This window comes from Nonomuraea ceibae (assembly GCF_019396325.1).
Taxonomy (GTDB): Bacteria; Actinomycetota; Actinomycetes; order Streptosporangiales; family Streptosporangiaceae; genus Nonomuraea; species Nonomuraea ceibae.
The window spans coordinates 1-21,411 of the sequence record NZ_JAHKRO010000043.1; the positions used below are offsets into that span (position 1 = coordinate 1).

Below are 21,411 nucleotides of genomic sequence, written 5' to 3' on the forward strand. Positions count from 1 at the left end.
CCGCGTCGGCGGCATGCACGAACACCGGTACGCCGTGTTCGCTGCGCAGGCGCTCGGCGAACCCGATGTGGTCGGAGTCGCCGTGGGTCAGCACCAGCCCGCGGATGTCGTCGACGGACTTGCCGAGGGAACGGAGTTCGGCGTGCAGATCCCGCCAGTGGCCGGGCAGTCCGGCGTCGATGAGCGTGATGCCCTCGGGGGTGTCGACGAGGTAGCACGCGACGAGATCGTTGCCAAGGCGGTGCAGATGGGCTGCGAGTTTCATAGGACCTCTTTCTGAAGGCGTGGTCGGGGAGCGGCTAGGACTGTGGTCGCCGGCCGATCAGGTCGTGCAGTGCGGTGATGACGGTGCGGCCGGTGGGGTCGGTGAAGTCGCGCACCATGCTCGTGACGAAGCTCGCCACCGACGTCACCGTGCCGCCCGCGGCCTCGATCTGGCGAAATGCGGCGTTCTCCGTACGCTCCGACATGCCGCCGCACGCGTCGACCGGGACGATCACGTCATAGCCGTCGGCCAGGGCGTCGAGCGCGGTGTGAAGGACCACGATCTCCGAGGTCACGCCGCAGATGACCAACGTCTTGCGGCCCTCGGCGGCGATGGCCGCGCGCCATGCCCGGTCGTCCCAGCAGCACGGCCCGCCGCGCACGAATGGGGGCGTTTCGGGAAGTTCGACGATGACGCCGGGCCCGTCGGGCCTGGGCGCGACCGACACGGTGAACGGGATGTCCAGCGCCTGCGCGACCTTGGCGAGCACCCCGGCCGAGCGCCTGATGGTCTCTGGGCTGTTGGTGCCGCTCAGGGTCACGATGCCGTCCTGCAGATCGGCGAAGACGATCTGCACAGTGCGATGGTCGAGCATTGTTCTCATCTCAAATCGTTCATAGTTTGAATGGTTTGATGACGGTAGCATGCTGTTGGTGAACGATGTCAAGTTGACCGAGACGCTCAGCTTCCGGCTAGGCGCCGTGGGCGCCCTGGTCGCCGATCAGTACGCGGAGGCTCTGGCCGTCCACGGCCTGAAGCCCAAGCACGTCGGCCTGCTGGGAGTCCTCGACCTGGGACTGGCCGCCTCGCAGCTCGAGATCGCCAAGCTGATGCGGGTGGCGCCCAGCCTCGTCGTGGCCCTTGCCGACCACCTCGAGTCCATGGGAGCCGTCGAGCGCCTCCGCGACCCCGCCGACCGCCGCCGCCAGATCCTGAGCCTCACCGGCCAGGGACGCGATCTCCTCGCGGAATGCACGGCCATGGCGCTCGCCCTCGACGCGAAGCTCGTCGCCGACCTCACCTCGTCCCAGCAGGGCGCACTGAGCGCGGCCCTCGGTCACCTGGCGGCCTCCCACGGCCTGCCCGTACGCGAATGATCAGACGCTGCGGCGCGAAGGGCCTCGTCGTCCTCGACGGAGCGCCAGTGCCGCCGTTTCGACGGGGCGCCAGTTCCGGTAGGTGAACGGGCGCCGGTCGGGATCGAGGAGTGCGGGGACGACGCCCCCGGGGGTCGCCGCGAGTTGCCGGACGATCCCCGGGGTTAAACGCGTACAGCTTTCTGTGGTCCCTCGTCCGGCCCTGACCAGGGAGCGCGACAAGTCGAGGTCTCCGATCTCGGAGAACCGCCCTGGCCGCGATCACGGTGCATGAACTGGTGGCTGCTCTCACCGCCGGGCAGGTCCCGATCCCCCTTTCACTCAGCGCGGTGATGCCGCCAGGTGTGGAGGGGATGTCGGCTACCTGCCCGCGTGACGGGGGTGGCGGCGGTGAGCGCGAAACCGGCGCTGTGGGCTACGGCGACGCTGCCCCGGTTCTCCTGGGCGATGCGCAGGAGGACGTGATCCATCCCCAGGACGTCGTACGCGTAGCCGGTGATCAGCTGCACTGCGCGGGTGGCCAGGCGTCGTCGGCGGTGGCGCGGGCCGACGGCGTAGGCGAGTTCGGCCTCGCCGGGGCTCCCGGTCCGGAAGAGCAGGATCTCGCCCATCGGTGCGTCACCGTCGGCGGTGATGGCCAGTTGGACGTACAGGCCGTCGGAGCGGCGCTGCCGGGCCTGGGCCAGGTACGCGCGGGCGGCTTCTTGGTCGAAGGGGAAGCGCAGCGGGGTCCAGAGGTCGACCTGAGGGTCGTTGAACAGCTCGACCATCACGGGCAGGTCGTCATCGGTCCACTCCCGCAGGACGAGTCCGAGACCGGTGAGGCGGATGTCGGCGGGCAGGGCGGCTGGGATGTCGTCGGCGCTCATGACGGCATCCTGGTCGGGTTGTCGGCGAGAAGACAGGCCGCGGGCGGGTCGATGTCGAGGACCTCGACCCGGGGGTGGGCGAAGCCGGCCTCTGTGAGCAGGTCCTGGAGCTGGAGTTGACGGCGAGGATGGCGTCGAGCGGATGGTCGAAGCCCGGCAGCTGGTCCACGGACGCTTGCGTGAGGTGGACGCGGTGAGCCCGGACGGCGGCGGCGTTGCGCCGGCGGGCCTGGCCGACCATGACCTGTGAGTGGTCGACACCGTAGACGTGGCCCCGGGTCGCCAGGCGGGCGAGCTCGGCGATGGCGAGGCCTACTGCATGGCGTACGCGCTCACCCGGATGCCCAAGCGTCTGCGCGGCGCGCTGATGGTCGTTAACGCCGGATCCGTTCCGCATCTCTCTGGCCCCCGACACGCTGCGCGCATGCTGTCCTGGAGATGCTGCTGGAGGTGCCCGAAGGCCGGCGCTCCTCGGATCTGGAACGCCGGCGCAGGAGCCGGCGGCGCCTCGGGCAGGAATGCGCTGGGGCTCGCCGCAGAAATCCTCGGAGTGGGGCTGGAGGTGCCGCACCGGCGGATGGTCGATTCGGCGGCCGTGACCTCAAGGCGGGCCGCATTGATCAGTGGGCAGAACCGCCGATGCCCGGTCGCATGGCTTTGAGGAAGGCGTCGACGAGGGCGTCGGCGTACTGCGGGGTGAGCGGGCCGGAGCGGAGCAGCCAGCGCTGGTAGACAGGGCCGTACAGCAGCTCCAGAGCCAGGTCGAGGTCGGCGTCGGGGGCGAGTTGGCCGGCTCGCTGGGCGCTGCGCAGCCGGGCCTTCTTGGCCTCGTCGACCGGCCCGGCCAGTTTCTCGCGGTATTGGGCGGCGAGTGCCGGATCGTTGATGATCTCGGTGTTGAGTGCGCGGATCGGCCCCTCGAACGCGGGATCGGCGAACTCGGCCACCGTCGCCCGCATGACCACCCTGAGGTCGGCCTTCAGGTCGCCGGTGTCGGGCAGCGCCATGTCCTGCTCCGGCCCGCTCTCGCTGAGCGCCAGGAAGGCGTCCAGGACCACCGCGCCCTTGGAGGGCCACCAGCGGTAGATCGTCTGCTTGCCTACGCCGGCCCGGGTCGCGATGGCCTCGATGGTCAGCTTGGCATATCCCACCTCGGAGACCAGCTCGCGGGCGGCGGTCAGGATGGCCTGCCGGGAGCGCTGGCTGCGGCGCGCGGGGTTGGGCTGCTTGGCCATGTGCCGGATCATAACACCCTTGCGAGGCGAGACGTACCGTCTTGACACTATGGCGAGGCGAGACGTACCGTCTTGCTTCGTTGGAGCTGGACCCGAACACGAGGAGGTGGAGCCCATGACCCGGGTGTGGTTCATCACGGGCGCGTCACGAGGACTGGGCCGGGCGTTCACGGAGGCGGCGCTGCAAGCGGGCGACCGGGTGGTCGGGGCCGCGCGCAACGTCGAGCCGCTCGCCGATCTGGCCCGGCGCCATCCCGGCGACCTGGTACCGCTGCCGCTCGACGTCACCGACCGCGCGGCCGTGTTCGCGGGCGTGGATCGGGCGGCAGCGGCCTTCGGCAAGCTCGACATCGTGGTCAACAACGCCGGCGTCATGCTCCTGGGCATGCTGGAGGAGGCGACGGAAGAGCAGATCAGATCCCACTTCGACGTCAACCTGTTCGGCGCGATCTGGGTCACCCAGGCCGTGCTCCCCCACCTGCGCTCCCAGGGCTCCGGCCGCATTCTGCAGGTCACCACGATGGGCACCGGCGGCGGCTTCCCCATGGTCGGCCTGTACGCGGCCGGCAAGTCGGCGCTCGACTCGGTCTCCGAGGCCGTGGCGGGAGAGGTCGAGCAGTTCGGCATCAAGCTGACCATCGTGCAGATGGGCGGCTACGACACCGGCCTGTTCACCACGGGCACCACGATGACCGCATCCGCCCCGCACTATCAGGAGCTGCGCGACAAGCTGATCGAGATGTGGGGCGATGAGGCCGGTCCCGCCCCGGAGACCGCCGCTCCGGTGATCATGGAGCTGGTGGACCTGCCGGAGCCGCCGCGGCGTCTCATCGTCGGCGCCGCGTCCTACGACATGGTCCAGCAGGACCTCCAGGACCGGGTCGCGGAGTACCGTGCCTGGGAGCACCTCAGCCGCAGAGCGCCGGGATGACCCGCGCAGGACGAACAGAGCACGCCTGCCGGGGCGCGCCCGACGGAACACCCCGGCAGGGCGGAACGGTGACGCGTGATCCCGCCTTCGGTGACCGGCCATCCACCCGGACCACGAGCCGGGCCGGCGGCGTCCGCACCAACGCGGACCGGGCGCGGCGCGCGCTCTCACAGAACTTCCTGGTCGACCGCCAGGCCATCGATCTCGTGATCAGGGCAGCAGACCCGGCGGGGCTGGTGCTGGAGCCGGGGGCGGGCGCTGGAGCGCTGACCCTGGCGCTGGCCGGTGCGGGCGCGCGAGTGATCGGCTACGAGATCGATCCGCGCCTGGCCCGGCGGCTGGCCGCACGCACACGCGACGATCCCCGGGTCGAGGTGGTGCACGGCGACTTCACCACCGCGCCGGTGCCGGGACGGCCGTTCGCGGTCGTGGGGAACATACCGTACTCGGCGACGTCGAAGATCGTGAACTGGTGCTTGGGGGCGCCGTCCCTGACCTCGGCCACGCTGCTCACCCAGCGCGAGTACGCCCGCAAACGCGCGGGCGGCTTCGGCCGCTGGAGCCGCGTGACCGTGCGGTCGTGGCCATGGTTTCACTGGCGGCTCGGCCCCACGGTGAACCGGAGGTCCTTCCGGCCGGTACCGTCGGTCGACTCGGCGATCCTGCGGATCGAGCGTAGGCCCGAACCTTTGGTACGCGGCCGCCGCACCTACCAGGAACTGGTCGAGCTGGGCTTCAGCGGGCTCGGCGGCTCGGTGCGCGCCTCGCTGAGGACGCGTCACCGAGGAGTGGACGCCGCCCTGGCGGCGGCCGGCGTGCGTCGTGACGCCGTCGTCGGACACGTTCACCCAGACCAGTGGATCGCGCTGTGGCAGCGCCTGCACTGGTGACCCGCCCTGCGCTGTGGCAGCAGACCGGCAAACACTGTCACCTGTCGTCGACATATCCGCCGATGCCGGTGCGTGCCCGAGAGGTCTTCCGCCGGGCGAGTCTCCGCCTGAACATGATCGCGGCCACGGCAGCGCGATGAGAGCCTGATCCACAACGTCAATCCGAAACCCTGTGGGGGCACAACCGGTCGATTACGCCCCCACGACCAGGTCCAATCGCAGACACCCACCAGCCACACTCTGCCGCCCCTGGGCAGGGGGACACGATGACCCTGCTTAAACAGGCCGACTGGAATGGCCCCGGAGATCGCCTACATCACGGCCGAGTTCCCCCGGTACGAGGCGCGCGTCGCGAGGAGGTCGGCGAGATCCCGACGCCCGCCATATGAACGGAAAGCCACGGCAAGCCGCACAACGCCGCTCCGCTAACGGGACTTTTCGTTCGGATGCTCGTCATGCCCCGACGCCGGCATCGACGTCGCCTTCGGCGCCTTGTCAGTGGTCAGACCTGGCCGGTCCCGCCGTCGACGGGCAGGTCGATGCCGGTGACGAAGCTCGAGTCCGCGGAGGCCAGGAAGAGCGCCGCGGTGGCGATCTCATGCTCGTCACCGAGGCGGCCGACAGGCACCCGTGAGGCGATCTGCTCCTTGAACCCCGGCGGGAGGTCCGCGAACGCGGCGGTGTCGATCGCGGCGGGGCTGAGGACGTTGACCCGGATTCCGCGCTGCTTCAAGTCGGTGGTCCAGGTCCGGGCGAACGACCGCAGCGCCGCCTTGCTCGCCGCGTAGACGGTCGTTCCCGGATCGCCCTTGTCCGCGGCGCCCGACCCGATGAGCACGATCGAGGCGCCGTCGGACAGCAATGGCAGCAGTTTCTGCACGGTGAAGAACGTCCCCCGCACGTTCACCCCGAACACGGCGTCGAACGACTGCTCGGTCACGTCGCCGATGTGCTCGTTCCACGTCCAGACGCCGGCGCTGGCGATGAGCACGTCCACCCGGCCCGCTTCGACCGCCACGACCTCGGCCAGGCGGGTCACGTCGGAGATCTGGCCGACGTCGCCGAGCACGCCGGTCACGCCGTGGCCGATGGCGGCCACCGCCGCGTCCAGCCGGTCCTGGCGGCGGCCGGTGATGAACACGTGGGCGCCTTCCTGGACGAACAGCTTCGCCGTCGCCAGTGCCAGCCCAGAGGTTGCGCCGGTGATCACCGCGACCTTCCCGCCGAGCTTCGCCATGTCGCTCTCCCCTGTCTTGAAAAATGAGCATGCTCTCATTTTGGGTGCTGCTCACTGTAGCGAAAGTGAGAGCACCCTCAAAGTTGAGACGTATCGCACTTTGCTACGGTGACTTCATGTCTGCCGCAGGGAACCCACTGCCCGCTCGCCGGGATGCCCGCCGCAACCGTGAGCGGCTGCTCGAGTGCGCCCGAAGCGCGTTCGCCGGGCAGGGCGCACAGGCCGCCCTCGACGGCATCGCACGCGAGGCGGGCCTGGTGGTCGGCACCCTCTACCGGCACTTCCCGACGCGCCTGGACCTGCTGTGCGCGGTGCTCGAGCCGAAACTGCGCCACGTGATCGAGGAGGTGGAGGCCGCGCTCGGCCTGGAGGATCCGTGGCAGGCCTTCCGCGGCCTGCTCGAAGTCCTGTGTACGGCCCAGGCCGGGGACCGGGCGTTCGCCGACTTCCTGGCACGGCGCTTTCCCGGCGACGACCGCACCGAGACGGCGCACAGCGAGATCTGCGCGCTCGCGCAACGGGTGCTGGCGCGGGCGCAGGCGGCCGGCGTCGTCCGCCCGGACGTCACCGGCGCGGACCTCTTCCTGCTGTTGTGGGCGAGCAGCACGGTAGCCGAGGCCACCCGGCACGCCGCCCCGTCCCTGTGGCGGCGCCACGTTCACCTGGCGCTGGACGGGTTCCGGGCGCCGGACCGGCTCGACCTGGGAGAACCCGCGTGGGACGCGGACCGGCTCTGCCGCGCGATCGCCACCGGGCCATCGTGGCAGCCATGACGACGCTTGTGATCGCAGTTCCGCTGGTCTTCTTTCTGGCCGTGCTCGGGTAGTGCGCGCGAACGCCTGCGTGAGACGGACAAGACCGACAGCGTCGTCATGCGGCCCGTGAAACTCCTACACGGCGGTGGTCCACCGGCGCTGCCCCATCGATTCACCGCTGAACCTATACGGTGGGCGACTCAAACTGATCACGGTCGACCGCCGGCCGTAGGTACGCCTACCGCCCGAATGGGACACCAGGATCAGCTCACACGGTGGCTTCGATCTACGTGCCGCGTGCGGCGAGCCGGGCGAGCGCGGCGGCGCTGGGGCTGCCCGGACGCGCGGTGTAGATCACCATCCGCAGATCGGTGCCGGGCAGCAGCAGAGTCTGGCAGTCCAGCTCCAGCAAGCCCAGCTCGGGGTGGTGCAGGTGCTTGCGCAGCGTCGGTATGGGGCGTACCTCGTGGTTGCGCCAGCTGGCGGCGAAGTCGGGGCTGTGCGCGGCGAACTCGTTGACCAGCTCGCCGAGTACGCGTTCGGCCGGGTGACGGGCGCTGGCCGCGCGCAGCTGGGCGGCGGTCTGCCGGGCGTATTCGCCCTGCGAGCCGTCGGCGGCCGAGCAGAGGGTGCCGTTCAGCCGGATGGACAGCCGCACGGCGTTGCGTTCCTCAGCGGGCAGCGACCCGAAGTCGGTGATCAGGTCGGCTGCCGCTTCGTTCCAGGCCACAATGTCCTGGCGTTCGTCGGTGAGGTAGGCGGGCACCGGCCCGAGCCGGTCCAGCAGCTCGCGGGCGAAGGCGGGCACCGGCGCCCGGCCGGTCTCCGGGGCGGGCGGGGCCTGCCCGGCCAGCCGCGCCAGGTGCTCGCGCTCGGCGTCGGTGAGCCGCAGCGCCGTGCCCAGCGCGGCAATGACCTGCGGGGACGGATGCGGAGCGCGGGCCTGCTCAAGCCGTTCGTAGTAGCTGGTGGAGACCCCGGCCAGCGTGGCCACCTCTTCGCGGCGCAGGCCGGGAGTACGGCGGGCGCGGCGGCCTGGCGGGTGGACGGCCGTCGCCGGCAGCTGGTCCGGGCGCAGCGCCTCCCGCCGGCGACGGAGAAAGTCGGCCAGTTCAGCTCTGCTCACCCGTCCAGGCTGCCACAGTGGCGGCCGCCTTAGCCACGGACCAGGGGTCCGGGGCTTACCCGTCCGTTCCACGGCGCCCGGATCCGCGGCCAGGCTGGCATGACCACATTCCACGGGACACCGGAGGACGAACATGCCACGCACTCCTGAGGAGACGATCCGCCGACTGCTGGATCTGCTGCTGGCCAAGGACATGGATGCCATCGCCGATCTGTGGGCGGAGCAGGGCACCGCCGAGTTCCCGTTCGCTGCGGGGGACGCGCCGCGGCGGCTGGCGGGGCGGGATGCCGTCCGTGACTATCTGGCCGGATATCCGGAACGGATGGACGTACGGGAGATACCTGTAGTCACCGTGCATCACACGCAACGGCCGGACACCATCGTGGTGGAGTTCACCGCGCACGGGTACACGGTGCGCACCGGCGAGCCCTACCGCATGGACTACATCTCCGTGATCACGGTCCATGATGGCCTGATCACGCACTACAGGGACTATTGGAGCCCGCTGGCCGCCGCCTCGGCGACCGGGACGCTGCCCGAACTGCTCGGCTCGCTGCGCTCGGGAGCCTCCCGATGAGCGGCGTGCTGGTCACCGGCGGCACCGGGAAGACCGGCCGCGTGCTGGCGGAGCTGCTGCGGGGCAACGGCGTCCCGGTCCGGGTCGCCGCTCGCAACCCGGCTGCCGGGGATCCTGACGCCGTCCGGTTCGACTGGAACGACCCGGGCACGCATCGGGCCGCGCTGCACGCGATGGACCGCGTCTATCTGGTGCCTCCGGTGAATGCCGTGAATCCGATGCCGCTGGTCGAGCCGTTCCTGGACGAGGCGGAGCGGCTCGGCGTGCGCCGCGTGGTGCTTCTCGGCTCCGCCGTCGTGCTGCCGAACGCCCCCGGCGCGCTTGAGCTGGCCGCACGGGTACGGACTCGGCCCGGGTGGGTCGTGCTGCGCGCGTCCGGGTTCATGCAGAACTTCCTGCGCCCGCATCCGCTGGGCGAGCGGCTCCGGCAGCACGGCGAGATTCACACCGCCGCCGGTGACGGCCGGCTGGGCTGGATCGACGCGCGCGACATCGCGGCCGCCGCCTCCGCCCTGCTGACCAACCCCGATGACGAGCCCAGCGGGAGGCCCGATGAAGGGCAGGGCGACCGGCGTGACTACCTGCTCACCGGGCCGAAAGCGTTGAGCTACCAGGACGCGGCGGCGATCATCACCGCCCGCACCGGCAGGCCGATCAAGGTGCTGGCGGTCGAAGCCGACGAGCTGGCGGCCGGTTACCGGGCCGCCGGCATGCCGGCCGAATTCGCCGCCGCCCTTGCCGCCGTGGACGCCGGCCTCAGCGCCGGCCGGGACGACCTGGTCAGCACCGCGGTGCTGGACCTGACCGGCCGCCCGCCCCGCTCGTTCGACGAGTTCGTCCAGAACCACGCGTCCGAGTGGGCGAACGGCGTGGCCGGGTGGGATCGACGTTCAGCACTCCAGCAGCCGGTGTCGCGGAAGGCCGGGGATCAGGACCTGGGATGGGCTGGTGACGATGACGTCGCCTGCCTTCCTGTACGGTGCCCGGTTCACAATGGCGGGTATGGATCTGCGTGAGTTCGGCGAGTTCTTGAGGTCGCGGCGGGATCGCATCCGGCCCGGCGAGGTGGGCCTGCCGGTGCAGGCGCGCCGCCGCGTACCTGGGCTGCGCCGGGATGAGGTGGCCGCCCTGGCCGGTGCCTCAATCGACTACTACAACCAGCTTGAGCAGGGGCGCGGCGCGCAGCCGTCGGAGCAGATGGTGGCGGCGCTCGCCCGCGCGCTCCGGTTGAGCGAGGACGAGCGAGCTCACCTGTACTTCCTGGCAGGCCGCCCCATTCCGCCGAAGCACAGTCTCGCCGCGCACGTGCACCCCGGCATGCTCGACCTCCTGCAGCGGCTGCCCACGACCCCAGCGGCAGTGATCACCGATCTGCACGCCGTCCTCGTCCAGAACCGCCTCGCCACCGCGCTCCTCGGGCCGATCAGCAAGGCCAAGGGGCGCGAGGCGAGCTTCGTCTACCGCTGGTTCACCGATCCGCAGGCACGCTCGCGCTACCACCCGGACGAGCATGGTCATCAGTCGCGCGTCTTCGTGGCGGATCTGCGCGCCGTGGCGGCACGGCGCGGCCGGGACGAGCAGGTGGCCGGCCTCATCGGCGCGTTGCTGTCGGCCAGCCACGAGTTCGCCGAGCTGTGGGCACACCAGGAGGTCGCGGTACGGCGGGCCGACCGCAAGCGCCTCCTGCACCCGGAGCTGGGCGAACTCGAGCTCGACTGCCTCAGCCTGCTCAGCGAGGACGGAACGCAGCGGCTGCTCTGGTTCACCGCGCCGGTCGGCGGCGACTCGGCCGAGAAGCTCGCGCTGCTCGACGTTCTGGGCAGCCACGACCTCAGCGCTTCTACGGCTGGATGATGACCTTGCCCTTGGCGTGGCCCTGGGCGAGGTGGTCGAACGCCTCGGAGGCCCGTGCCAGGGGAACCGTGCGGTCAATCATGATCTGCAGCCCCGCGTCGGCGGCGGCGACGACCTTCGCGAGCCGCTCCGTGTCGGAGCCGTGGAAGACGAACTCGGCGCGAACGTTCCGGCCGGCGGCTCGTTCGACGTCCGGCGGGACGTTGAGGCCGACGAGCAGGCCGCCCGGCCGGAGCACGTCGAGGGAGGCCGCCTCGGTGTCACCCGCGATCGGGTCGATGACCACGTCGGCGTGAGAGACCACGGTGCGGAAGTCGGTCGCGGTGTAGTCGATCACCTCGTGCGCGCCGAGCTTACTGGCGATCTCGGCACCGGGCGGGGACACGGTGGTGACGACGTGCGCGCCCGCCTGGCGCGCGAACTGGATGACGAACCCGCCGACACCCCCGGCACCGCCATGGACCAGCACCTTCTGGCCGGGCTTCAGCTCCGCGACTTCGAACACCACCTGCCAAGCCGTGCCGGCGGCTGTCACCAGACTCGCGGCGAGGCCGAGCGGGACCGAGGCCGGGGCGGCCACCAGCCTCGTCGCCGTGACGGCGGCATGCGAGGCGACGGCCCCGCCCGAGCCGGGGTCGGTACGGGCGATCACCGCGTCACCGACGCTCCAGCCGGTGACTTCGGGCCCGACGTGCTCGATGGTTCCGGCGAGGTCGGTGCCCACGACCGAGGGGAAGGTGATCGGGAAGAAGTCCCGCACATGGCCGGCGCCGATCTTGACGTCCAGCGGGTTGAGCGCCGCGCCGGCGACCTTGACCAGCACTTGGTCGGCGGAGAGGACCGGGTCGGGGAGCTCGGCGACGACCGGGCGCTCGCCGTAGGCGGTGTAGTGCAATGCCTTCATCAGTTCGTGCCTTTCACTGCGTCGACCTGGTCGAGCCGGCTGAGCCAGTCCTCCAGGTGCCAGGTGCGGACGATGCGTCCGCCGGAGATTTCGTGGAATTCGTGAATGCGGACCTGGATCTCGCGGCCCGTCGGTGCGACGCCGAACAGCTCATGCTCCTGAGGAACTCGCACGACCGGGAGCACGGCCCGGTTCGCCCGCAGCCGGGACACCGCGCTGGTGTCGGATGTGCAGGAACGGCCCGCACGGGCGAGTTCCACGGCTGCAGCGCGGCCGATCCCGCTGCCGGCCCCGGTCACAAGAACAACCAGATTCTCGGACATCAGGCGATTCCTCCTTCGACTTTCGAGATCCCACGGTCGTCGGTTCCGCTCCCGGCGAGAAGGCGGCGCTCACACTGGTGATGACGTCACCGGGTTAACCGGCGCCTGGTGCCCGGCTGTCCGCTCGGCCAGCGTTTGGGGGGCAACCGAAGGAGATGTCATGAAGCTTTGGACAGGCGTGCTGGCCGCTGTCGTTCTCACCAGCGCCCAGACGCACCCGGTGCCGGCAGAGCGGCCGGCCGTACAGACCGAGCCGGTCCACGGTCAGGGGTGGCGGACGCTCGCCCCGATCGCCGGCGGCCCTCGCCAGGAGCACAGCGTCGCCGTCGTCGGCGAGAAGCTCTACGTGATCGGCGGTGTGCTCGACGAACCGGCCTTCCCCACCACGGCCCGCATGGAGGTCTATGACACGCGGCGCGACACCTGGTCGACCGCGGCACCGCTGCCGGTGGCGATGAACCACCCCAACGCGGTGACGGTCGGCGGCAAGATCTACGTTCTGGGCGGGCTGTCCGGCGGCACGTCGTGGCAGGCGCTGCGCGACGCCTTCGTCTACGACCCCCGCACCGGCCACTGGACCCGGCTCCCGTCGGTCCCTGCGACCATGGCGCGCGGCAGCGCCGCGATAGGCGTACGCGGAACGAAGATCTACCTCGCGGGCGGCATGCTCACGCTGACGCCGGGACCCGGCGGCCTCCAGGACACCGTGGCGACCGTGACGTCGTACGACGTGGTGAGCGGCCGCTGGGAGAAGCTGCCCGACCTGCCCGAGGCGCGCGACCACGTCGGCGGGGCCGTCATCGGCTCGACGTTCTACGTGGTGGGCGGCCGCGACCGCGGCCAGGTGAACGTCCGGGACACCGTTTACGCCTTCGACCTGCGAACGCGCCGCTGGTCGGAGCGTGCGCCCATGCCCACCGCCCGTGGCGGGATCGCGACCGCCGTCGTGGGCACGAGAATCTATACCTTCGGCGGCGAAGGCAGGCACCACGGCGGCAACCCGAACACCGTCTTCCCCGATGTCGAGGCCTACGACGCTGTCCACGACCGCTGGCAACGGCTCGCCCCGATGCCGGTGCCCCGCCACGGCACCGCCGCCGTCGCGGTGGGCGGCACGATCTACATCCCGGGAGGCGGTACGGCGGGCGGCGGCGCCCCGGTGGCCGTCAATGACGCCTACCGGCCTGCTCGCTAGGCACCGTACGAGGCCGGGCGCGATGACCACCTGCGCGCTCGGCCAAGCTCGGAAGCCGCCGTGTCACTCCCCCAGACCGAAGGGTCGCGCGACGAGCTCGCTGGTGGTGATGGACGCCTTGGCGCTGAGAAACCTCGTGATCCGGCGGTGTTCATCGCCGACCTGCAACGCCGCCACACCGCAACCCTCGACCGGTTGAACAAGGCATCGCGCAAGGACGGGCCAGCCGCGATGCCGCGTAACACCGTGACGGTGGTGGCATCCTCGTCCGGCACGTCGTTCAATGATCGAGCGTGGCGAGTGCACGCCGTGCGACATCGGGCGGGGCTGCCGCGATGACCCTGTCGAGTGCGCCCAGGGACGTCTGCAGGTCTGTGATCGACTGTGTGATCCTTTCCCGCTCCCGGTGAAGATCGGCGAGAAGGTCGGAGCACGTGGGGATCAGCCGGTCGCCGTCGTCGCGTAGGCAAGGGAGGATCGTGGCGATGGCGGAGGTGTTCAAACCGGCGGCCAGGAGGCTACGGATGCGACGGACGGTGTCGATGTCTTCGTCGCTGTATTCCCGGTAGCCGCTGGGGCGCCGCGCGGGGTGGAGCAGGCCCTGTTCTTCGTAGTAGCGCAGCAGGCGCTCGTGAACGCCGGTCCGTCGTGACAGGTCACCGATGCGCATGGCGCCTCCTTCGTGTGCCGCGGGAAATCGTCGCACGACTTGACTCTCACATCCATGTGAGACTCTAGCGTCCTCGCCATGAGAAAGACATTCGCGACACTCGCCGCCCTGTGCGTGAGCGTCTTCGTCGTCGGAACGTCGGAATACCTGATCGCCGGGCTGCTGCCTCAGGTCGGAGCGGACCTGGGCATATCCGTAGGCATGGCAGGCCAAGCCGTCACCGTCTACGCGCTGGGAGTCGTGGTCGGTGGGCCCCTTGTGGCCGCGCTGACTGCCAAGATGCCCCGTAAAGGACTGGCGCTCGGTCTGATGCTGCTGTTCGCGGCGGGCAGCGCCATCAGCGCTCTGGCCCCCTCCTACGAACTGCTGCTGGCAGGACGCCTGGTCTCTTCCTTCAGCCACGCCGCCTTCCTCGCCCTGGCCCTGGTGATGGCGACCAGCGTGGTGCCGCCGGACAAGACGGGGACGGCGATCGCCACGGTCGCCTCCGGCTTCACCGTGGCAACCCTGCTCGGTGTGCCTTTGGGCGCGCTGCTGGGTGAGAGCGCCGGATGGCGCACCCCGTTCGCCGTCCTGACCGCCCTGTCGCTGGCGGGCGTCGTGCTACTCGCAGCCGTCCTGCCCAAGCAGCCGGCCCCGGCTACGCGGCTGCGAGACGAGGTCCGCGTGGTGACCCGCCGGCCAGTCCTGCTGGCCATCGCCACCACCGCGGTCGGATTCTCCGGCGTCGCTACGGTGTTCACCTACATCGCCCCGCTGATGACGCGCGTGTCTGGATTCTCTTCCACAGCGGTCTCCGGGCTGCTGCTCGCCTACGGAGCGGGCAGCTTCGTCGGCAACCTCCTTGCCGGCCGGCTCACCGACAAGTCCATGAGCGCCACCGTGCGCGGCGTCTTCGGCGGGCTGGCCGGTGTGCTCGTGCTCATTCCGTTCGCCGCCGTCTGGCAACCTTCCGCGGTGGCGGCGGTCTTGGTGCTCGGCCTGCTCTCCACCGCCACCATCGCGCCGCTGCAGGGGCTGATCCTGCGCCACGCCGGCGATGCCCCCACGCTGGCCGTCGCCGCCAACGTGGGCGCCTTCAACCTCGGCGCGGCCGCCGGTTCGGCCCTGGGCGGCGTCATCGTCTCGGCAGGCGCCCTGCGCTGGACCGGTCTGGTCGGTGCGGTGCTGAGTCTGGCGGGCCTGGCCCTGACTTACCTCGTCCTGCCCCGAACTCGCGCGACAACGCAGGCGGCCGAAAACGACGTCCCGGCCACCATCTGACTCGCCACCGGCCGCGGCCGCGGTGGTCGCCGCAAGCTGGGGCGATCGCCGGGCCAGGCTGCGCGCCGTACGGTCGAGGCGTAGCCCCCCGCCGCTCCCCCAGCTTCCCCGGCGGCCGAGACCCGTCACAACACTTTCTCTTCCGGACCTTTGTCCACCTTCACATGCGGCAGCGCGTCCACGGTCGGGGCCCCTGAGCACTGCGCTGGCCCGTCACGTCCGACCTTCTGCCATCCAATACTCCGGGCGGTTCGTCGTACTGCTGCCGCCTGCACGCCGCGCGTGGAGACTTCGTCGGCGAGGTGTCCCGGTCGCGCTCGCTTCAGTGGTTGAGGCGCCGGAGTTGGGCTTCGTGGATGTCGCTCACCCACTCCCAGCCGGGCTTGGCCGATGGGCCGACCCGCGGGTCGGCGTGGACTTGGCCGTGCCGCAACGCGAGTACGTACGCCCGATCCCGCTCGATCCGTGCCCGCATCTGGTCGGATCCGCCGACGGAACCGTGGCCTGGGACGATGACGTCGACGTCACCCGCCACGTCCTCCAGCAGTTGCAGCGCGGTGAGGTACTCCTCGATCGCGGTGGCGGGGTCTCCGACGTCGAGCATCGGCACCAGGACATCGGACAGCATGTCGCCGGCGACGAGAACTCCGCGTTCCTCGATGAACAGCGCCGCGTGGCCCGGTGCATGCGCCTGATGCTCGATGATCCGGACCTGGGGGCCATCCCAGGGGATCCGCGCGGTTCCGGCGGGCAGGCCGGTGATGAGGCCGAGCAGCTCCAGGGGAACCTGCCCGGCGATCTCCGTCTCGAGCAGGTGAGCGGCGATGCGGGCCTTCGCCTCCGCGTCCGACAGCACTTCTCGCATATGAGCCGCGCAGCGGGCTGTACCGTAGCGGGGCGCGTCGCCGAGCTGGGCGTGCCAGAGCACGTGATCCCAATCAGGATGCGTCGAGAAGCCTGCCACGACGGGCTGGCCCGCCTTGCCCAGGTCGTCCGCGATGGCAACCATTTCGTCGCCCGTGATCCCGGGGTCGACGAGCAGCACACCGGCCCGGCCCTGCACCACAACGGTGTTGGTCTGCACGAACTCGCTCTCGTGGACCAGCACACCCTCCGCGACCTGCCTCAGCACGAGCTCGCCTCCTTTGCATACTGGATGGCATGACGATGCATCGTGACGCCCTCGTCGTAAGCGATATGGCCGTCGGCCGACACCGGCGCGCAACCCATGATGTTTCCTTTCGTCGCTGTGTAGTCCTGCAGGGTCAAGCGGTCACTCGGGCGAGCGCTCAAGCGCCCCTCTATCTGGGTCAGCTCCGCTCGGGTGCACGTGGCGGCGGCTTCCTCAACGACAGGCCGCGCTCTGTTGTCAGTGCCGTCCACGCGATCGAGCAGCGCACCGGGACGCCTGTCGCCGTCGAGTTCTAGGCAGGATGCCGCCAGGGGATCACCGGCGCACGATGGTCGATGGCGAGGCCGTGCGTGGGGCACGGCTGGCGCGGCCGGCGGGGGCACAGCACGAACGCCTCGCTGATCGTCGCGCGATACAGGCGCCACCCGGCCGGGGCGGTGACGTCCTCGAGTGACAGGGCGGAGCCGCCCCGGCCGGGGTCTCCGGGGTAGATCTCGATACCGCGGTCCAGGTCGCGGCCGGTCAGCTCGGCGGCGGTGCCGGACAGGTATACCGCCCGGCCGTGGTAGGCCGGCACCGTCGAGTCGAAGATCACCATGCTCAGCCGGGGACGCGCGGCGAGGTTACGGGAATGCCGCGTGTCGGGGCTGGACACCCAGAAGATCTCGGCGTAGTCGGCGGTCGCGAAGTAGACCGGCGACGTCCACGGGATGCCCTCGGCGTCGGCGGTGCCGAGAATCACGTACAGGTTGGCGTCCATCAGGTCACGGGCGTGGGCGTCCAGATCGATGTCGGTCATGACGCCGCCCTCCGCTGGGTCCGGTGGATCAGGGTCTCCGCGGCGGGTTCGGTGGTATCGCGCCTGTACGCGGGTGGGTGCCGCTGTTGGGCAGCGACGGCGGCCGGTGGATCGAGAGCTCGTCCCTGACGTGGTCGGGTGGGCATCGTGACCTCCTTGTTCGACGGTGTGCATCCAGGCTGGTGGGCGGCACGCATCCGGACATCCGTGCTGAGCACTGAGCCGGTACGGATCGGTCACCGACGTACGCCATCCTGATAAGCGTGGACTTGGCGAAGATCTCGACCCGGGAGGCCGATGTGCTGGCCTCCGTGGGCCGGCACCTGTCGAACGCGCAGATCGCCGGTCGGCTGCACATCTCGGTCAGGACGGTCGAGAGCCACGTCGCCGCGCTGCTGCGCAAGCTTGACGCGTCCGATCGACAAGCCCTGGCCGCGTTGGCCGAGCAGGCCAGGACCGGGCGGTTCGTCGGCCTGCCGGTCAGCCGGACGACCTTCGTGGGCCGCGTGGCGGAGGTGGCCGCCGTCGGATCGGCGCTGGAGGAGTCCCGGCTGGTGACCGTGGTCGGCCCGGGCGGGGTGGGCAAGACCCGGCTGGCAGCCGCCGTCGCAGAGCGGGCGCGGTCACGGTTTCCCGCCGGCGGCGCCTTCGTCGACCTCGTGCCGGTCCGGACCGCGGCCGTGGCCGGCTCGGTGGTGCAGGCCGTCGCCGACGCGTTGGACGTGACCGTGGGCCCGACGCAGTCCGTCGAGCGGGCGGTGTTCGAGCGGCTGCGCTCGGGCCGACCGCTGCTGGTGCTGGACAACTGCGAGCACGTGATCGACGAGGTCAGCATGCTGACCGAACAGGTGCTGACTGCTTGCCCGCAGGCCACCGTGCTGGCCACCAGCCGACAGCGACTCGGTGTCACCGGCGAGCGGCTCGTACACGTGCGCCCACTTGCCGGCACCGAGGCCGAGCAGCTGTTCCGGGATCGGGCCAGCGCCGCGGATCCCGGGTTCGCCGCGTCACCGGCAGTCGTGGCCGATGTCTGTGCCCGGCTGGACGGTCTGCCGCTCGCGGTCGAGCTGGCCGCCGCCCGGGTGGCCGCGCTCGGCGCCGACGGGCTGCTGACCGGCCTCGGCGATCAGCTGCGGCTGCTGGCCGGCGGCAGAGGGGCACACGTCCGCCATCACTCGCTGCGCGAGCTGATCGGGTGGAGCTACGACCTGCTCGACGCCGACGAGCGAACCTTGTTCCGCCGGCTGTCGGCCTTCGTCGGGGTGTTCGACCTGGACGCCGCGGCGGCGCTGAGTCCGCAGGCGACCCCGGCGGCGGTGGCCGATCTGCTGGGCCGGCTGGTCGATCAGAACCTGGTCGTGCGCACCGGCCCCGGATGGCGGCTGCTTGACACGATCCGCGCGTTCGGCCTCTCGCAGGCGAGCGCCGTGGGAGAGCAGGACGCGATTCGCGAGCGGTACCTGCTCTGGGCGTTCGCGACCGCCGCCGAGGTGGAGACCCGGCTCGACGCCGATTGGCGATCGGCGTTCGACGTCGTCGCCGATGACCTCCGGGCGGCGGCCATCGCGGTCGGATCGGACCCCGCGGCCCACGGCTTCCTGCGCACGCTCGCCCACCTGACCTTCGCCGCGGGCCGGTTCGTCGAAGCGCGAACGCTCTATCAGGCCGCAGCCCGGTGCGCTGCCGGAATCGAACAGGGCCGGGATCTGCGAGCCGGCGCCTACGCCGCGCTGGCCGTCGCCGACAACCGCACCGCCACCGAACTCATGCAGCAGGCCGTCGAGGCCGCGGGCACCGCCGACCTGCGTGCCGAGGCCGTGGTGGTCGGCGTGCGCTACAACTTCGGGCCGATCGAGTCTGCGACCGATGACCAGGCACGCTTGCTGGCCGAGGCGAGGCAGACAGCCGACGCGAACCCGAGCGATCAGCGGCTGGCCGCGCTGGTCGCCATAGCGACGGCCTGGCACGAGGGTCACGGCTGGATGCCCGACCTGGGCCGGGCCCGCGAGGCCGTGGAACTCGCCCGTGCGGCCGGCGATCGGCTGGTGCTACTCGCGGCGATGGACGCCCTGTGCAATGCCCTCGACCGCGCGGGGGCGACCCGGGAAGCCCACCGGCTGGCCGGCGAACGACTGCGCATCGCGGTCACCCTGCCGCGCCACGACCCGGCCGCTGCCGCCGAGATCGTTGACGCGTTCCACGTCGCGCCGAGGGCCGCGCTGGGCGCAGGCGACCTACCGTCCGCGCTGGCGCTGGCCCGGCAGGCCCACGCCGACGATCCGATCGGCGGGCATCCGTACCTGCAGGCCCCGCGGCTCGTGCGCGTGCTGGCCCTCACCGGCGACTTCGACGAGGCGATCAGCCGAGCCGAGACGTTGTGGGTGGCGTGGTGGCGCGACGGTAGCCCGTCGATGCCGTGGATGAACTCGGCGCTCGCCCTCGCCGGGATGGTCCAGGGCTTGCGCGGCAACCCGGCGGGCCAGCAGCAATGGCGTGAACGGGCGCTGACGGTGGCGGCCGGCTCGCCCGTCGTAGCGGCCTGCCGGGCGTTCGCCGACGCCCGGGTCGCCCTCCACTGCGGACAGTATGACGATGCGGCCAACCAGGTCGAACGGGCCTTCGCGCCGTTCTCCGATCAGCGGTGGGTTGGCTACGCGCGCGTCGTCGGGGCCGAGCTTGCCGTCATGGCCGGCCTTCCCGACGCCGGCGACCGGATCCTTGCCGCCGAGCCGTACGCGGGCGAGAGCGACTGGGCGGCCGCGTGCCTGGCCCGGGTGCGCGGCCGGCTCGGCGACCACGCCGCCTTGGCGGACGCTGCGGAGCGGTGGTACCGGCTGGGTGCGCGCTTCGAGCGGGCAGCCACGCTGGCGCTGCTGCCCGACCGGGCCGATGAGGGGCACGGCTGATCGGCGGTGACCCGCCGAACCTGGCCACTTGGAGAAGCCGTTGCAGGACTCGGCCTTGTTGGTCGTCGCGGGTACACGCGCCCGCAGCGCCGGATCGGCCAGGTACCGGAGCAGGGCGGCGGTCCGTACGCTGCGGCCGACCTTCCGGTGCGCCGCCCCACAGCGTGATCCTGCCGACGCCGGCGTACAGGCACGCACGGTCGGGGTGGGCAGGGTGTCAAGGAAGGCGTCACGGCGGGCACGGCGTCCTCCCCCGCAGATGATAGGACGTTGTCCGCGCTTGCGAGTGCGTCACGGGTCCGAGGCCTGCCGGGCGCGGCGAGCCCGGAGCTTGTGGCGGTTGCCGCAGCGCTCCATCGCGCACCATCGCCTGGCACCAGGTCGGGACGTGTCGACGAACACCAGCGGGCAGTTGTCGCTCGCGCACTCGCGGATGCGCCCGGAGAGTGGCCCGGACAACAGCTCGATCATCTCCCGGGCCAGTGTCGACAGCGCTTGCGCGGCCCGTACCGGCGGCGCCCATCCCGCGGTCGTGCCGTCGGCGGCCAGCTCGGGGACCAGTGGTGCCGCGGCTGCGGCCCGGTTGATGGTCTCGATCGCTTCGGCGGGGAGGGGCCGATGCGCCGCCCGGGCGTGCGCCGCGTCCCAGATGGCCTGGCGCAGGGCCTTGGCCGAGGTCAGTTCGTGGACCGTCAGGGGGGCCGTCATGACCGCGGCGATCGGCGGGTGGGCCAGCCATTCGGCCAGGTCGGCAGGCTCGTGGAGGGATTCGAACACCGCGTACGGACCCTCGCCGCCGGTGTGGGCGAAGTCCAGGCAGACGGCGCCGGCATCGAACCAGAACGACCCGCCCTTGGGGTCGTGCAACGTTCGCCCGGTTGCACTCGTTCGCATGACACCACTATAACTGGTGTCGACAGCGACACCCGTATAACTGGTGTCCTCAATGGAGGAGGTCCACACATGGGCGTACGACACATCAACCCCGCCGGGATGCACAGCAGCCCGGCTTTCAGCCAGGCCGTCGTGGTCGAGCAGCCGGCGAAGACGATCTACATCGGCGGGCAGAACGGCGTCGGCGCCGACGGGAAAGTCGTCGGGCCCACGGTCGGGGAGCAGTCCAGGCAGGCGTTCCGCAACCTCACGACCATTTTGGAGAGCGAGGGGGCAAGCCTGGCGAACATCGTGCACTGGCGCATCGCCGTGGTGGAAGGCAACACGTTCGACGAGGGCGTGGCCGCCTTCCAGGAGGTGTGGAACCGGGCCGACCCGCCGCCGGCCATCACCGTCCACGTCGTTGCCGGCCTGGGTCCCGGGTTCCTCGTCGAGATCGACGCCGTCGCCGTCGTGTAGCGCCCTCGGAGGCAGGACAATCCACCGGTC

Annotated in this window: 24 protein-coding genes and 1 pseudogene; 11 read left to right on the top strand and 14 right to left on the bottom strand. The window is 70.8% G+C overall.

Annotated features, from left to right (window positions below):
• Both KME80_RS24880 and KME80_RS24885 read right to left on the bottom strand, forming a co-directional pair.
• The coding region (locus KME80_RS24880; protein ID WP_219508549.1) for an MBL fold metallo-hydrolase at positions 1-265 on the bottom strand (265 nt) is incomplete at its 3' end.
• A 34-nt stretch (positions 266-299) separates the two neighbouring features.
• The gene (locus tag KME80_RS24885) at positions 300-869 is read right to left on the bottom strand and encodes an isochorismatase family protein (protein ID WP_219508550.1); all 570 of its coding nucleotides are present in this window, start codon (positions 867-869) and stop codon (positions 300-302) included.
• Between the two features lie 40 nt (positions 870-909).
• Between KME80_RS24885 and KME80_RS24890 the strand changes: the two genes are divergently transcribed.
• Positions 910-1,362 (top strand): MarR family winged helix-turn-helix transcriptional regulator, encoded by a 453-nt coding sequence (locus tag KME80_RS24890; protein ID WP_219508551.1) that lies wholly within the window; start codon positions 910-912, stop codon positions 1,360-1,362.
• 317 nt (positions 1,363-1,679) lie between these two features.
• Here the strand turns inward: KME80_RS24890 and KME80_RS24895 are convergent, their stop codons facing one another.
• The 3 genes from KME80_RS24895 to KME80_RS24905 form a co-directional block, all read right to left on the bottom strand.
• Positions 1,680-2,231, bottom strand: a complete 552-nt coding sequence (locus tag KME80_RS24895) for a GNAT family N-acetyltransferase (protein ID WP_219508552.1) — start codon at positions 2,229-2,231, stop codon at positions 1,680-1,682.
• On the bottom strand, positions 2,146-2,628 hold the full coding sequence (locus tag KME80_RS24900; protein WP_219508553.1) for a class I SAM-dependent methyltransferase: 483 nt from the start codon (positions 2,626-2,628) through the stop codon (positions 2,146-2,148). Before KME80_RS24900 ends, KME80_RS24895 begins: the two co-directional genes overlap by 86 nt.
• A gap of 223 nt (positions 2,629-2,851) precedes the next feature.
• Positions 2,852-3,466, bottom strand: coding sequence for a TetR/AcrR family transcriptional regulator (locus KME80_RS24905; RefSeq protein WP_219508554.1), 615 nt, complete (start codon positions 3,464-3,466; stop codon positions 2,852-2,854).
• A gap of 115 nt (positions 3,467-3,581) precedes the next feature.
• On the opposite strand from KME80_RS24905, the gene KME80_RS24910 reads away from it, so the two are divergent.
• Both KME80_RS24910 and erm read left to right on the top strand, forming a co-directional pair.
• A complete protein-coding gene (locus tag KME80_RS24910) occupies positions 3,582-4,397 on the top strand; it encodes an SDR family NAD(P)-dependent oxidoreductase (RefSeq protein ID WP_219508555.1) in 816 nt (271 codons plus the stop codon).
• 68 nt (positions 4,398-4,465) lie between these two features.
• On the top strand, positions 4,466-5,287 hold the full coding sequence (gene erm / locus KME80_RS24915; RefSeq protein ID WP_308125921.1) for an ErmE/ErmH/ErmO/ErmR family 23S rRNA (adenine(2058)-N(6))-methyltransferase: 822 nt from the start codon (positions 4,466-4,468) through the stop codon (positions 5,285-5,287).
• 502 nt (positions 5,288-5,789) lie between these two features.
• On the opposite strand, the gene KME80_RS24920 is transcribed toward erm, so the two are convergent.
• Positions 5,790-6,524: an SDR family oxidoreductase gene (locus tag KME80_RS24920; protein ID WP_219508557.1), complete on the bottom strand. Its 735-nt coding sequence runs from the start codon at positions 6,522-6,524 to the stop codon at positions 5,790-5,792.
• 116 nt (positions 6,525-6,640) lie between these two features.
• Between KME80_RS24920 and KME80_RS24925 the strand changes: the two genes are divergently transcribed.
• Positions 6,641-7,297 (top strand): TetR/AcrR family transcriptional regulator, encoded by a 657-nt coding sequence (locus tag KME80_RS24925; protein ID WP_219508558.1) that lies wholly within the window; start codon positions 6,641-6,643, stop codon positions 7,295-7,297.
• 268 nt (positions 7,298-7,565) lie between these two features.
• Here KME80_RS24925 and KME80_RS24930 read toward each other — a convergent pair whose 3' ends face one another.
• Positions 7,566-8,405, bottom strand: a complete 840-nt coding sequence (locus KME80_RS24930) for a helix-turn-helix transcriptional regulator (protein WP_219508559.1) — start codon at positions 8,403-8,405, stop codon at positions 7,566-7,568.
• Between the two features lie 133 nt (positions 8,406-8,538).
• Here KME80_RS24930 and KME80_RS24935 point away from each other — a divergent pair, with 133 nt between their 5' ends.
• From KME80_RS24935 to KME80_RS24945, 3 genes are read left to right on the top strand one after another with little or no spacing between them, the layout of a single operon-like run.
• Positions 8,539-8,982, top strand: a complete 444-nt coding sequence (locus tag KME80_RS24935) for a nuclear transport factor 2 family protein (protein ID WP_246645749.1) — start codon at positions 8,539-8,541, stop codon at positions 8,980-8,982.
• A complete protein-coding gene (locus tag KME80_RS24940; protein WP_219508560.1) occupies positions 8,979-9,998 on the top strand; it encodes an NAD(P)H-binding protein in 1,020 nt (339 codons plus the stop codon). The genes KME80_RS24935 and KME80_RS24940 overlap by 4 nt, the downstream gene beginning before the upstream one ends.
• Entirely contained in the window at positions 9,985-10,836 is an 852-nt protein-coding gene (locus KME80_RS24945; RefSeq protein WP_219508561.1) for a helix-turn-helix transcriptional regulator, read from the top strand. Before KME80_RS24940 ends, KME80_RS24945 begins: the two co-directional genes overlap by 14 nt.
• Here KME80_RS24945 and KME80_RS24950 read toward each other — a convergent pair.
• Positions 10,823-11,740: an NADP-dependent oxidoreductase gene (locus KME80_RS24950; RefSeq protein WP_219508562.1), complete on the bottom strand. Its 918-nt coding sequence runs from the start codon at positions 11,738-11,740 to the stop codon at positions 10,823-10,825. The genes KME80_RS24945 and KME80_RS24950 overlap by 14 nt on opposite strands.
• On the bottom strand, positions 11,740-12,063 hold the full coding sequence (locus KME80_RS24955) for an ester cyclase (protein ID WP_219508563.1): 324 nt from the start codon (positions 12,061-12,063) through the stop codon (positions 11,740-11,742). The genes KME80_RS24950 and KME80_RS24955 overlap by 1 nt, the downstream gene beginning before the upstream one ends.
• A 160-nt stretch (positions 12,064-12,223) precedes the next feature.
• Here KME80_RS24955 and KME80_RS24960 point away from each other — a divergent pair, with 160 nt between their 5' ends.
• On the top strand, positions 12,224-13,258 hold the full coding sequence (locus KME80_RS24960; protein ID WP_219508564.1) for a Kelch repeat-containing protein: 1,035 nt from the start codon (positions 12,224-12,226) through the stop codon (positions 13,256-13,258).
• Between the two features lie 280 nt (positions 13,259-13,538).
• On the opposite strand, the gene KME80_RS24965 is transcribed toward KME80_RS24960, so the two are convergent.
• On the bottom strand, positions 13,539-13,928 hold the full coding sequence (locus KME80_RS24965; RefSeq protein ID WP_219508565.1) for a MerR family transcriptional regulator: 390 nt from the start codon (positions 13,926-13,928) through the stop codon (positions 13,539-13,541).
• A gap of 78 nt (positions 13,929-14,006) precedes the next feature.
• On the opposite strand from KME80_RS24965, the gene KME80_RS24970 reads away from it, so the two are divergent.
• Positions 14,007-15,191 carry an MFS transporter gene (locus KME80_RS24970; protein WP_219508566.1) on the top strand — a complete coding sequence of 395 codons (1,185 nt, stop codon included), beginning with the start codon at positions 14,007-14,009 and terminating at the stop codon, positions 15,189-15,191.
• Positions 15,192-15,513: 322 nt separating this feature from the next.
• Here KME80_RS24970 and KME80_RS24975 read toward each other — a convergent pair whose 3' ends face one another.
• Both KME80_RS24975 and KME80_RS24980 read right to left on the bottom strand, forming a co-directional pair.
• On the bottom strand, positions 15,514-16,323 hold the full coding sequence (locus KME80_RS24975; protein WP_219508567.1) for an MBL fold metallo-hydrolase: 810 nt from the start codon (positions 16,321-16,323) through the stop codon (positions 15,514-15,516).
• Between the two features lie 292 nt (positions 16,324-16,615).
• Positions 16,616-17,122, bottom strand: a complete 507-nt coding sequence (locus KME80_RS24980; protein WP_219508568.1) for a pyridoxamine 5'-phosphate oxidase family protein — start codon at positions 17,120-17,122, stop codon at positions 16,616-16,618.
• Positions 17,123-17,385: 263 nt separating this feature from the next.
• Here KME80_RS24980 and KME80_RS24985 point away from each other — a divergent pair, with 263 nt between their 5' ends.
• Positions 17,386-20,028 (top strand): ATP-binding protein, encoded by a 2,643-nt coding sequence (locus KME80_RS24985; RefSeq protein WP_219508569.1) that lies wholly within the window; start codon positions 17,386-17,388, stop codon positions 20,026-20,028.
• 18 nt (positions 20,029-20,046) lie between these two features.
• Here the strand turns inward: KME80_RS24985 and KME80_RS50645 are convergent.
• Positions 20,047-20,292: pseudogene (locus KME80_RS50645) on the bottom strand (Tn3 family transposase); the annotation flags it as partial.
• 27 nt (positions 20,293-20,319) lie between these two features.
• Positions 20,320-20,922 carry a CGNR zinc finger domain-containing protein gene (locus KME80_RS24995; protein WP_219508570.1) on the bottom strand — a complete coding sequence of 201 codons (603 nt, stop codon included), beginning with the start codon at positions 20,920-20,922 and terminating at the stop codon, positions 20,320-20,322.
• Positions 20,923-20,991: 69 nt separating this feature from the next.
• Here KME80_RS24995 and KME80_RS25000 point away from each other — a divergent pair, with 69 nt between their 5' ends.
• The gene (locus KME80_RS25000) at positions 20,992-21,381 is read left to right on the top strand and encodes a RidA family protein (RefSeq protein ID WP_219508571.1); all 390 of its coding nucleotides are present in this window, start codon (positions 20,992-20,994) and stop codon (positions 21,379-21,381) included.
• Positions 21,382-21,411: the final 30 nt, after the last annotated feature.

Bases quoted from the DNA above. Each gene is read 5' to 3' on its own strand.
- KME80_RS24940 (WP_219508560.1), top strand. From the start codon at position 8,979: ATGAGCGGCGTGCTGGTCACCGGCGGCACCGGGAAGACCGGCCGCGTG.
- KME80_RS24970 (WP_219508566.1), top strand. From the start codon at position 14,007: ATGAGAAAGACATTCGCGACACTCGCCGCCCTGTGCGTGAGCGTCTTC.
- KME80_RS24900 (WP_219508553.1), bottom strand. From the start codon at position 2,628: ATGCGGAACGGATCCGGCGTTAACGACCATCAGCGCGCCGCGCAGACG.
- KME80_RS24925 (WP_219508558.1), top strand. From the start codon at position 6,641: ATGTCTGCCGCAGGGAACCCACTGCCCGCTCGCCGGGATGCCCGCCGC.
- KME80_RS24960 (WP_219508564.1), top strand. From the start codon at position 12,224: ATGAAGCTTTGGACAGGCGTGCTGGCCGCTGTCGTTCTCACCAGCGCC.
- KME80_RS24965 (WP_219508565.1), bottom strand. From the start codon at position 13,928: ATGCGCATCGGTGACCTGTCACGACGGACCGGCGTTCACGAGCGCCTG.
- KME80_RS24905 (WP_219508554.1), bottom strand. From the start codon at position 3,466: ATGGCCAAGCAGCCCAACCCCGCGCGCCGCAGCCAGCGCTCCCGGCAG.
- KME80_RS24935 (WP_246645749.1), top strand. From the start codon at position 8,539: ATGCCACGCACTCCTGAGGAGACGATCCGCCGACTGCTGGATCTGCTG.
- KME80_RS24945 (WP_219508561.1), top strand. From the start codon at position 9,985: ATGGATCTGCGTGAGTTCGGCGAGTTCTTGAGGTCGCGGCGGGATCGC.
- KME80_RS24955 (WP_219508563.1), bottom strand. From the start codon at position 12,063: ATGTCCGAGAATCTGGTTGTTCTTGTGACCGGGGCCGGCAGCGGGATC.
- KME80_RS24920 (WP_219508557.1), bottom strand. From the start codon at position 6,524: ATGGCGAAGCTCGGCGGGAAGGTCGCGGTGATCACCGGCGCAACCTCT.
- KME80_RS24950 (WP_219508562.1), bottom strand. From the start codon at position 11,740: ATGAAGGCATTGCACTACACCGCCTACGGCGAGCGCCCGGTCGTCGCC.
- KME80_RS24890 (WP_219508551.1), top strand. From the start codon at position 910: ATGCTGTTGGTGAACGATGTCAAGTTGACCGAGACGCTCAGCTTCCGG.
- KME80_RS24895 (WP_219508552.1), bottom strand. From the start codon at position 2,231: ATGAGCGCCGACGACATCCCAGCCGCCCTGCCCGCCGACATCCGCCTC.
- KME80_RS24995 (WP_219508570.1), bottom strand. From the start codon at position 20,922: ATGCGAACGAGTGCAACCGGGCGAACGTTGCACGACCCCAAGGGCGGG.
- KME80_RS24885 (WP_219508550.1), bottom strand. From the start codon at position 869: ATGAGAACAATGCTCGACCATCGCACTGTGCAGATCGTCTTCGCCGAT.
- KME80_RS25000 (WP_219508571.1), top strand. From the start codon at position 20,992: ATGGGCGTACGACACATCAACCCCGCCGGGATGCACAGCAGCCCGGCT.
- KME80_RS24910 (WP_219508555.1), top strand. From the start codon at position 3,582: ATGACCCGGGTGTGGTTCATCACGGGCGCGTCACGAGGACTGGGCCGG.
- KME80_RS24980 (WP_219508568.1), bottom strand. From the start codon at position 17,122: ATGACCGACATCGATCTGGACGCCCACGCCCGTGACCTGATGGACGCC.